Origin of the sequence: Trinickia dabaoshanensis (genome assembly GCF_002879885.1) — a bacterium.
Lineage (GTDB): Bacteria > Pseudomonadota > Gammaproteobacteria > Burkholderiales > Burkholderiaceae > Trinickia > Trinickia dabaoshanensis.
This window is the reverse complement of sequence record NZ_PNYA01000033.1, coordinates 74,286-83,201: the sequence shown is the minus strand read 5'-3', so window position 1 is coordinate 83,201 and position 8,916 is coordinate 74,286. Positions and strand designations below refer to the sequence as shown.

The 8,916-nt window shown below is 64.6% G+C and carries 9 protein-coding genes; 1 reads left to right on the top strand and 8 read right to left on the bottom strand.

All coding sequences use genetic code 11. The features are described from left to right. Window positions 1-90: 90 nt before the first annotated feature. Window positions 91-453, top strand: a complete 363-nt coding sequence (locus tag C0Z18_RS27975) for an HVO_A0114 family putative DNA-binding protein (protein ID WP_233217526.1) — start codon at window positions 91-93, stop codon at window positions 451-453. Window positions 454-494: 41 nt separating this feature from the next. Here C0Z18_RS27975 and C0Z18_RS27970 read toward each other — a convergent pair whose 3' ends face one another. The 8 genes from C0Z18_RS27970 to C0Z18_RS27935 form a co-directional block, all read right to left on the bottom strand. Next, on the bottom strand, window positions 495-1,070 hold the full coding sequence (locus C0Z18_RS27970) for a DUF3005 domain-containing protein (RefSeq protein ID WP_102648685.1): 576 nt from the start codon (window positions 1,068-1,070) through the stop codon (window positions 495-497). A gap of 93 nt (window positions 1,071-1,163) precedes the next feature. Continuing rightward, the gene (locus C0Z18_RS27965) at window positions 1,164-2,939 is read right to left on the bottom strand and encodes a glycoside hydrolase family 15 protein (protein WP_102648684.1); all 1,776 of its coding nucleotides are present in this window, start codon (window positions 2,937-2,939) and stop codon (window positions 1,164-1,166) included. Between the two features lie 5 nt (window positions 2,940-2,944). Further along, window positions 2,945-3,937: an SDR family oxidoreductase gene (locus tag C0Z18_RS27960; RefSeq protein WP_102648683.1), complete on the bottom strand. Its 993-nt coding sequence runs from the start codon at window positions 3,935-3,937 to the stop codon at window positions 2,945-2,947. Window positions 3,938-3,940: 3 nt separating this feature from the next. Continuing rightward, window positions 3,941-4,177 (bottom strand): cation:proton antiporter domain-containing protein, encoded by a 237-nt coding sequence (locus C0Z18_RS27955; protein WP_199189568.1) that lies wholly within the window; start codon window positions 4,175-4,177, stop codon window positions 3,941-3,943. A gap of 158 nt (window positions 4,178-4,335) precedes the next feature. After that, window positions 4,336-5,475, bottom strand: a complete 1,140-nt coding sequence (locus C0Z18_RS27950; protein WP_102648682.1) for a mechanosensitive ion channel family protein — start codon at window positions 5,473-5,475, stop codon at window positions 4,336-4,338. 136 nt (window positions 5,476-5,611) lie between these two features. Beyond that, window positions 5,612-7,255 carry a GMC family oxidoreductase gene (locus tag C0Z18_RS27945; protein ID WP_102648681.1) on the bottom strand — a complete coding sequence of 548 codons (1,644 nt, stop codon included), beginning with the start codon at window positions 7,253-7,255 and terminating at the stop codon, window positions 5,612-5,614. After that, window positions 7,245-7,949, bottom strand: coding sequence for a gluconate 2-dehydrogenase subunit 3 family protein (locus C0Z18_RS27940; RefSeq protein WP_102648680.1), 705 nt, complete (start codon window positions 7,947-7,949; stop codon window positions 7,245-7,247). The genes C0Z18_RS27945 and C0Z18_RS27940 overlap by 11 nt, the downstream gene beginning before the upstream one ends. Beyond that, complete coding sequence (locus C0Z18_RS27935) at window positions 7,946-8,908, bottom strand: hypothetical protein (protein ID WP_102648694.1); 963 nt, start codon at window positions 8,906-8,908, stop codon at window positions 7,946-7,948. The genes C0Z18_RS27940 and C0Z18_RS27935 overlap by 4 nt, the downstream gene beginning before the upstream one ends. Window positions 8,909-8,916 lie beyond the last annotated feature (8 nt).

Genomic DNA, 8,916 nt, shown 5'->3' with positions numbered 1-8,916 from the left:
GGTGGGGGTGGTGTCAGCGTCGACAACGGCCGCCATTGTTGGCATAGTCGCCAACGTGAAGGCAAGATCGAACCACCGTAGGAGGTCCCCATGAAATTTGCCATTATCCGTATTCGCCGCAATACGGCCACCGCGCTATCGGAGATGGGCGAGCAGTTCATCGAGGCCTGGCGGCACGGGAAATCCGATACCGATACGTTCGATTTCGAATCTCCGAAAGCACTGTTTGCGGTATTGACACCGAAGCGCTGGGAACTGCTCGAGCGGCTGCAAGCCCTCGGCGAGATCAGCTTACGCGGTCTCGCTCGAAGTCTCGGGCGCGACGTCAAACGGGTGCATGAGGATGCGGCGGTGTTGCTCGAATGGGGGCTTGTCGAACGCACCGAGAGCGGCAAGCTGCACGTACCGTACGAGAAGATTCATATCGAGTTCGATCTGCTCGCCGCCGCTTGAGAATCGGTGGCGGGGCCGAGCCCCTGGGCCCCACGGCCATATCACCCGTGCGAGTACCCGTTGCCGATGCGCTCCAGCGTGAACACTTGTTCGGCGCGCGTCCCATTACGCTCGGCGATATCCACCGTTCCGTGATAAGCCACCCGCCACCCGTCTCGCGTCGCGACGATCGGCAGGTTGCCGCCGACGCGACTGTCCAGATCGACGAGCCCCTCCGGCGGCACCGGCACGTTGTTCTCGAGCGTCGCATTCGAGTTGATCACGTTGTCTCGCCACATCGACGCGTCGCGTCGTGCTTCTAGACCCTTGCCGTCCGTATCCACCGTATCGTCCGATGCAGCCATGCCGGCGTTATCGACCGATACCGTGCGCGCATTGGCGCGTGCCACGGGGTCCGGGCTATCCGCATCCTTCATTCCGTGTTCGATCGCCGGCAGCGGTGCGGGATCCTTCGCGGCGACCGCTTCGGCCAACGTCGCGCGCTTCGTTTTGCCGAATTCCTTACCCTGCGTCTTTGCATCGGGCATATCGCCCGCGGCCGGCGTCTTGGCCGGGCTCTTCGCCGCGATTTCGTTCTGCTGTGCTTGCGTCGGATTGTTCTGCGCGTTCTCTGCCATCGCTGACCTCCGAATGATTGAACGTGACCTACGCTCGATCACGCAAAGAACGTGCCGGAAGGGACGTGAGACGGCCGCAGCAAGCCATCGAGCTTACCCTCCGCCGCGTTGGAGGGTCGGCCCGCACAGACTCAGGGCGGTGTTGATGACGGCAAGATGCGTCAGCGCTTGCGGGAAGTTGCCGGCGAGTTCTTTTCGCTCGGTGTCGTACTGCTCCGAGAAAAGGCCGAGGTCGTTTGCCACCGCGAGCACGCGCTCGAATTGTTCGCGCGCCTCGGCGGTGCGACCCTGCATCTGCAAGCAGTCCGCCATCCAGCACGAGCACGCCAAAAAAGCGCCCTCGCTCGGGCCGCTCGGTTTGCGTGCGTGCCGGCGAACGAGTCCGTCTTCGGTCAGCTCGCGTCGAATTTTTTCGATGGTGGCGACCATACGCGGATCGTCCGCCGGTAAAAAGCCTACGAGCGGTATCAACAACAGGCTTCCGTCCAGATCCGCTCCGCCGTAATACCGCGTGAATGCGCCGATGCCGTCGCTCCACCCGTTGCGGCAAACCTCGTCGTGAACGGTCTGCTTCAGCGACGCGAGGCGGGCGAGCAGGGGCGAGGGCATGCCGCCACGGGACTGTGAGCCGATGAAGCGATCCAGGGCGACCCAGGTCATGACCCGCGAATAGGTGTAATGCCGAAGCTTCGAGCGAGATTCCCAAATACCGGAACCCGGCGTGTCCCAAACCTGTTCCAGGTGCTCGACGATGCGCGTTTCGATGAACGCGTCGTGGGCCGTGGAAGGCAGCCCGCCACGCCGTGCAACGTCGAGGCAGTCGATGACTTCGCCCAGTACGTCGACCTGCTTTTGGTCCGCTGCCGCGTTGCCTACCCTGACCGGTGTCGCGTATCGGAAGCCCTGTAGCCAATCGACGGTCCATTCGTTCAAGCGCCGGCCGCCGTCGACGCGATACATGATGCGTATGTGCTCGGGGGAATCGGCAATCGAACACAGCAACCAATCGCGCAACGCGCGCGCTTCGTCGTGAAAGCCGGCATTCAACAGTGCGACCAGCGCAAAGCAGCTATCGCGCAACCAACAGTAGCGATAATCCCAATTCAACGAACCGCCGGGCGCTTCCGGTATGGAGGTCGTGGGCGCCGCGACCATCGCGCCGGTGTCCCAATGGATCAGCGCTTTGAGCGTGAGCAAGGAGCGCCTGACCACGTCCGGCCAGTCCGTCTTGCCGTCGTCGAATCGCCCGATCCAGTCGCGCCAGTGCCGCTGTGCGGCAAGCAGTGCCGCGTCGGCGTCGAGCGGCTCAGGCATGGGCTCGGAAGAGGGGGCGTACGCCATCACGAACGAGCATCGCTCGCCCTCATCGACGGTAAACTCCGCATCGACGCAGTTCGCCGCCAACGAGAGCGAGGTATCGGCGCGCAGCACGACGCGATCGGATCCGACGCGGGCCTGCGCAACCCCGTCCGTCAGCGTCGTCCATGGCGGCAACTTCCCGTAATCGAAGCGTAGACGCACGGTGGATCGCATTCGCACCCGGCCGCGCAATCCCACGACGATGCGTACGATCGCATTGTGCGAGTCGCCGATCGGCATGAAGTCGACGACGCGTGCCGCGCCGCCCGCCGTTTCGAAGTCCGTCTCCATGACGAGCGTGTCGGCCTGGTACCGCCGCTCGCCCCGTGCGTTGGACTCGACCGGGGCGAGCGACCAGCAACCGTTCTCCGTGGTGCCGAGCAGCGCGGCGAAGCATGCGTCGGCGTCGAATCGCGGCCAGCAAAGCCAATCGATCGATCCGTGGCAATCGAGTAACGCTGCCGTTTTGCCGTTGCCGAGCAGCGCGTAGTCCTCGACTCGTCTACTCATGGCGGCTAACGGCGGTTTTGCAGCAAGGACTTGACGACGCCCAGCGCGCCGATTCCGGCCATCGCCCAAAACAGCGTCCGATGCCGGTCGGTAAACATCTCCCAGCATCGTTGGCGCGCCTCCCCATCGAATCGACCGTGGGCTTCGAAGTCGCCGGGCACGGGCTCGAATAGGTTTTTGGGCGCGTCCGGGCAGGCCGGCTCGTCCGTCAGTTGCCCGCTATAGCCGGCCCGTGCCAGATAGCGGTCGATCAATCCGGGCGCGACACGGTTGGCGAGGATCGCCTTCACGGTGGAGAAACCGACCCAAATTTCGCGGCGGCGATGCGTCGCGGCAAAATAAATGGCGCGCGCCGCAACCTCGGGCTGGAAGATGGGAGCGACGGGACGCGCCCGCTTGCCCGTTTTATTGACCGCCCAATCGAACTGCGGCGTGTTGACCGCGGGCAGGTCGACCATCGTCAAATGGATGTCGAGACCATCGTGAATGATCTCCGAGCGTAAGGAATCGGTGAAGCCGCGAATCGCGAACTTCGCGCCGCAATAGATCGATTGCAGCGGCACGGAACGGTAACCCAAGGCCGACCCGACATTGACGATCGTTCCACGATTGCGGGTTCGCATGCGCGAGAGCGCTGACATCATTCCGTGCACCTGCCCGAGGTAGGTGACCTTCGTGCCGCGCTCGATCTCTTCGGCGGTGAGTGCGGAGACAGGGGCGAACGCCGTCGCCATCGCGACATTCACCCAGACGTCGATCGGTCCCAGCGCGTTTTCGACCTCTGTCGCGGCGGCTTCGACCGCCCCTGCATCGGCGACATCGGTCGGCACAGGCAAAGTTCGCACGTCGTACGCGCCGTGGATCTCGCCCGCCGCGCGTTGCAAGCGATCGGGGTCGCGCGAGAGTAGGGCGACGTCGTAGCCGTGCCGGGCAAATTCATCGGCGCATGCGCGGCCGACGCCCGCCCCCGCTCCTGTTATGACGACAACCTTGCGCATGGTTCACTCCTCCTGACAATCCGTCGATACGTCCGGCAAGCGGCGCGTCACGTATCCCACCGTCGCCCCTTGCACGAGCACCGAGAAAATCACGACGCAGTACGTCATGGCGACGATCACTTGCTGCTCTTCGCTACGCGGCAAGGACAGTGCCAGGGCCACCGATATTCCCCCTCGCAGCCCGCCCCAGGTCAACAGCCGCCATAATCCGGCCGTCAACGGCGTTCGGCGGACGGCCACGCGCCTCGCGTCGCCGCGCGCAACACGAGCAGGAAGAACGTGATCCCCACGCCGTCGTTGAACAGCGATTCGCCCGACACGATGACCTCGAGATCGGCAGGCGCTCCGTATGGACGCGGTTTTCCGGCGCTCGACGCCGAGCCGAGCCGGCGATGCGGCTAATGCGCCTCGAGATGTCCATTGCCGGCCGTCACCCGCTCGCTGCCGTTCGCGCCGTTTAGCCGTCCTCTTGCGAGCTGTTCGATGGCGGCGCCGGGCGCCAGGTGAACCGTTCGAGTCGGGAAAGCAAAACCGAGGCCGATGCGGTACAGACCGTCCATGACTTCGAGATTGATGCGTTGCTGGACGTCCATGTAGAGGTTGTAGTCGGGATCGGTCACGTAGTAGACGACCTCGAAATCGAGAGAGCTCGCGCCGAAGGCCTTGAAATGGGCGCGATCGAATCGCGTGTTGCCCGCCACCTCGACGGCCTGCTTGACGAGCGCAGGCACCGCCTTCAATTGCTCGACCGTGGCGTCGTAGGTGACGCCGAATCCGAACACGATGCGGCGCTCCCTCATGCGCTTGTAATTGTGAATGGTGTTCTTGAGCAAGGCGGTGTTGCCGCAGACGATCTCTTCGCCGCTGAGGCTACGGATGCGCGTGGTCTTGAGCCCGATATGCTCGATACTGCCCGCGATGTCGTTGAAGACGATGAAGTCGCCTATTTCGAACGGCTTGTCGAGGCCGATGGCAAGCGATGCCAACACATCGCCGAGAATGTTCTGCACCGCCAGTGCGACCGCGACGCCGCCTACGCCCAAACTCGCGACGAACGCCGTGATGTCGACCCCCATATTGGCAAGCACCGCGAGGACCAGGATGGTCCAGAGCAGCGTTCGCGTAATCCAGGCCCCCATGGTCGTGATGACCGGATTGTGCGTCGCGACGCCTTGTTCGCTCAATCGCCGCTGCGCCCATAACGTGACCGCGCGATTGAGCCAAGAGGCGATTTGAAAGCCGACGACCAAGAACCACAAATGGTCCAGCCTGTTGCTCCACTTGTCCGGGATCGTCAGGAAGTTGGTGCCGGTGAGCAGCGCGGCGGCCACGAGCGTCAGCCGATTGGTGCCTTTGAGGAGCAACACCACGAGGTCGTCGAACTGCGTGGCCGTTCTTTCCGCGAGTGCGGCCAGCCGCACCACGGCTATCCGCAAAATCCAACTGAGCAAGAGGTAGGTGACGAGCGCCGCAGCGGCCGCGTAGAACCACTCTATGGCCGATATCCCCATGAATGCGTTGAGGTCGAACCACTTCATCTATATTTCCCCGCTTTTTTTTCGTTGAAACTGTGCGGCGCGAGAAAGCCCCGGAGCCGCGCGCTAACGATACGTACGCGCACGGCCGAAATAGTTCCCGAATCGAGCGGCTCGGCGGGGGGACGAGCAGGTGAGCTTAGAGCTCTCCGCGAGCGCGCAGCGCCGCAATGCGGTCGGCAGTGCGGCATGCGATGGCCTGGATCGTCAGCGAGGGATTGGCCCCTCCCACCGTCGGAAAAACCGAGCCGTCGCACACCCAAAGATTCGGAATATCCCAACTGCGGCAATCGGCATCGACGACGCTCGTGCGCGGATCGTCTCCCATGCGTGCGGTGCCGCCCAGATGCGCGGTGTCGTCTTCCTGACGCCAGATTTCCTTGCCGCCCGCCGCTTCGAGTACCGTGCTCATGTGATCGAGCGCGTGTTCGACCAGCCGGCGATCGTTGTCGCACAGCGAGTAGGTGACGCGCGCGACGGGCAATCCGTATTGGTCCTTTTCGTCGGCGAGCGTGACGCGGTTCATCTCCTGCGGCAGCGTCTCGCCTACGATCTTCAGCCCGGCTTGATGATTGTATTTATCCATCTCATCGTGCAAGGCGTCGCCCCACAGCCCTCGTCCCGTCTGCGCCGCGGCCCACGCATTGGGCAGCGGCCCTTGGCTCATGTAGCAGTACCCGCCGAAAAAGTCCTTGCCTTCGTCGGTGTAATTCCAATGCTCCGTCAACGCTAGCGACGGCGGGCCCTTGTACCACCGAATTTCTTCGTCCATCAGCCCCCACACCGCTTGATTGGTCTGCACCATCAGATTCTTGCCGACGAGCCCCGAGCGATTGGCCAGTCCCTCGGGAAAGCGGGGCGTCGCCGACATGAGCAGCAATCTCGGCGTCTCGATCGCATAGCCCGCGACGACGACGTTGCGCGCGCGCTGAAACTGCCACCGCCCTTCGCGAAAGTACTCGACCCCATGCACGCGATCGTTCGCATCTAGGACGATGCGACCGGCCATCGACAGATCGCGGATCTCCGCGCCCGCCCGCACCGCGCGGGGAATCCACGTGACGAGTGCGCTTTGCTTCGCGTTCGTCGCGCAGCCGGTTACGCAAAACCCGCGATAGACGCAAGGGTGCGCCTGCTCGCGTGGCGCCGACAGCGTCGCGAGCGGTGTGGGCGCCCAGCGAATGCCGAGCGCGTCGCAGCCGCGCGCGAGCACCAGCGCGGCCGCGTTCAGTTCGTGAGAACGATACGGATAGCGGGGACGGTGCGGGCCCCATGGATAGTTCACGGGACCTGATATTTTCAGCGCATCTTCGACGTAGGTGTAGTACCGCCACATCTCACGCCAATCGATCGGCCAATCGACGCCGTACCCCAACGCGGTGCGTGATTTGAACCACTCGGGGCGGAAACGCAGCGACACCATGGCGAAATGCACGGTGCTGCCGCCGACGGCCTTGCCGCTGTTGTTGCTGCCGAGCTTGAGCGGGTTTTCACCTGCGCAGATGCGCTCGTCGGTCCAGTACAGCTTGGATTGATGCGCTTCGTCCGACGCGAATTCTTCGAGTGGGCGCCACCATGCGCCCGCGTCGAGCGCCACCACGCGAAACCCATGTTCCGCGAGACGGCATGCCAGCGTCCCGCCGCCGGCGCCCGTGCCGACGATCGCGAAGTCGACGGCATCGTCTTGTGCATACTCGCGCATCGGCGTCCAGCCCCCGATCGTGAAGACATCGGGCGCGCGTCCGTTCTTTCCTCGCGGCGTATGCAAAGCGTCATCGAGCACGGCGGTTCTCCTCCTCGGTCTGGGCCTCTTGCCCCGGTTTGGCTTCGGCCGGTTCCCACGGGTCGCGGCGATTCGGCTGCATGCGCACATAGCCGCGTGGATTGGCAGGGCCGCCAAAGCCGATCTCGTTCCACGATTGCGGGTGCGAGTAATAAGCGGCGCCGATGTCGTGCAATACGCGCAAGCTGAAAAACAGCTTGCAGGGCATGCCTTCCCATGCAGGGTCGTCGAGTTCGCCGCGCTGCATTCGTGTCACGAGCGCGCGTTGATTGGCCTCGTCGAGATCGGCGAAGGCCGTGCCGTAGGCGCGGCGGCTCTCGATATCGAGCGCGGCGAGCCCGATGCGCCAGGCGTCGCGTAGGACCGGCAAGCGGGCATTGCGGTAACCGTCGCGCTGATCGGCGGCCAATTTGCCGTCGATGTAAGCCGCGACGGGCACCGCCGGTTCGCCCCAGCGCCGGCCGCTCGAGCGGGCATCTCCCGGCGGTTCCACGGGCGCTCGGCGCGAGCGCGGCACGATCACGGCGCAAAGGGCGCATAACGCGCGCCACTGCGCGTCGTTGCAGAACCGGGGCGTATTGCGCTGGTTCAAGCGCGCATCGATCACCGCCCGCGTCGCGTCGTCCCACGACGGCGTGTCGCGCTTGCGTAGGACGTCGTAGCCCGGATAGCGCGATTGAAATGGCTTGTTCATTCGGTATCTCTTAGACGCAAGGCCGCGAGGCCGGCCGCCGCAAGGGCGGTAAAGCTCGGCGGCGCGGGGATGGGCGGGCCGTTCAGGACGTTCTGAGACCAGTTGCGCCAGCCGCCTTGCTGACGTGCCACGCCGCGGATATGAAAGCCGACGCCGATCGCACCGAGCAGGGCCGTGGCCCGCAGCCAAACACGCGTCCACCAGTTCGGCCTAGGCGGGGCCAAGGCCGCGCGCGCGAGCAGCGCGGCGGCGATCGGCGGCACGGTGACGGGAACATACATCGCTCGATGTTGAAACGCTCCGCGAAAATGCAGCAGCGCCACCTCGCCGACGGTGCCTATCAAGCCCGCGGTGCAGAGCAAAGCGAGCGCCTTCCCCGCGGGCATGCCGAACAGGCGCGGGTCGTGAGCGGGCTCCTCACGCAGCATCTCCGCTACGGCGCCGAGCGCACCGGATAGCAGTAACGAGGCCGGGGCGCCGAGCGGGGCGCCGTAGAACAAGTTGTTCCAACTGAATCGGCCCGGGCGCTTGGTGACGTTATAAAGGTGAAAGCCGGTACCGGCCACGCCGACGCCGGCGGCGGCGAGATAAATGGCGTAGCGCGCGCGATGGCGCGCGCCGAGGCGATCGGCTCCGCCATGGACGCCGGCTGCCAGCGACAGCGCGCCGACGACGAGCGGGGTGTACATCGCACGGTTCTCGAATGAGCCGCGATAGTGTTCGATCGCCGAGTCGGTGAGGGCCGACCACGCCAGCAGCGCCGAGCTGTGATTGAAGGCGCGGGCGGCTCGAACGTGGGCATCGATGCCCGGATGCGCGGCCAATCGTCCCAACGCACCGGACAGTCGCGTCGGTTGCCCGCCGTCGCGCGAAGCGACGGATTTGAATGCCGCCGCCGCGGCAGCCGCCCCGGCGGCGGCGCCGAGGGCTGCCAAGATTCCGGTCGCCGTGCGATTCATCGGCATCG

Coding starts and splice junctions, on each gene's coding strand:
- C0Z18_RS27960 (WP_102648683.1), bottom strand. CDS start 3,937: ATGCGCAAGGTTGTCGTCATAACAGGAGCGGGGGCGGGCGTCGGCCGC.
- C0Z18_RS27950 (WP_102648682.1), bottom strand. CDS start 5,475: ATGAAGTGGTTCGACCTCAACGCATTCATGGGGATATCGGCCATAGAG.
- C0Z18_RS27940 (WP_102648680.1), bottom strand. CDS start 7,949: ATGAACAAGCCATTTCAATCGCGCTATCCGGGCTACGACGTCCTACGC.
- C0Z18_RS27975 (WP_233217526.1), top strand. CDS start 91: ATGAAATTTGCCATTATCCGTATTCGCCGCAATACGGCCACCGCGCTA.
- C0Z18_RS27970 (WP_102648685.1), bottom strand. CDS start 1,070: ATGGCAGAGAACGCGCAGAACAATCCGACGCAAGCACAGCAGAACGAA.
- C0Z18_RS27935 (WP_102648694.1), bottom strand. CDS start 8,908: ATGAATCGCACGGCGACCGGAATCTTGGCAGCCCTCGGCGCCGCCGCC.
- C0Z18_RS27965 (WP_102648684.1), bottom strand. CDS start 2,939: ATGAGTAGACGAGTCGAGGACTACGCGCTGCTCGGCAACGGCAAAACG.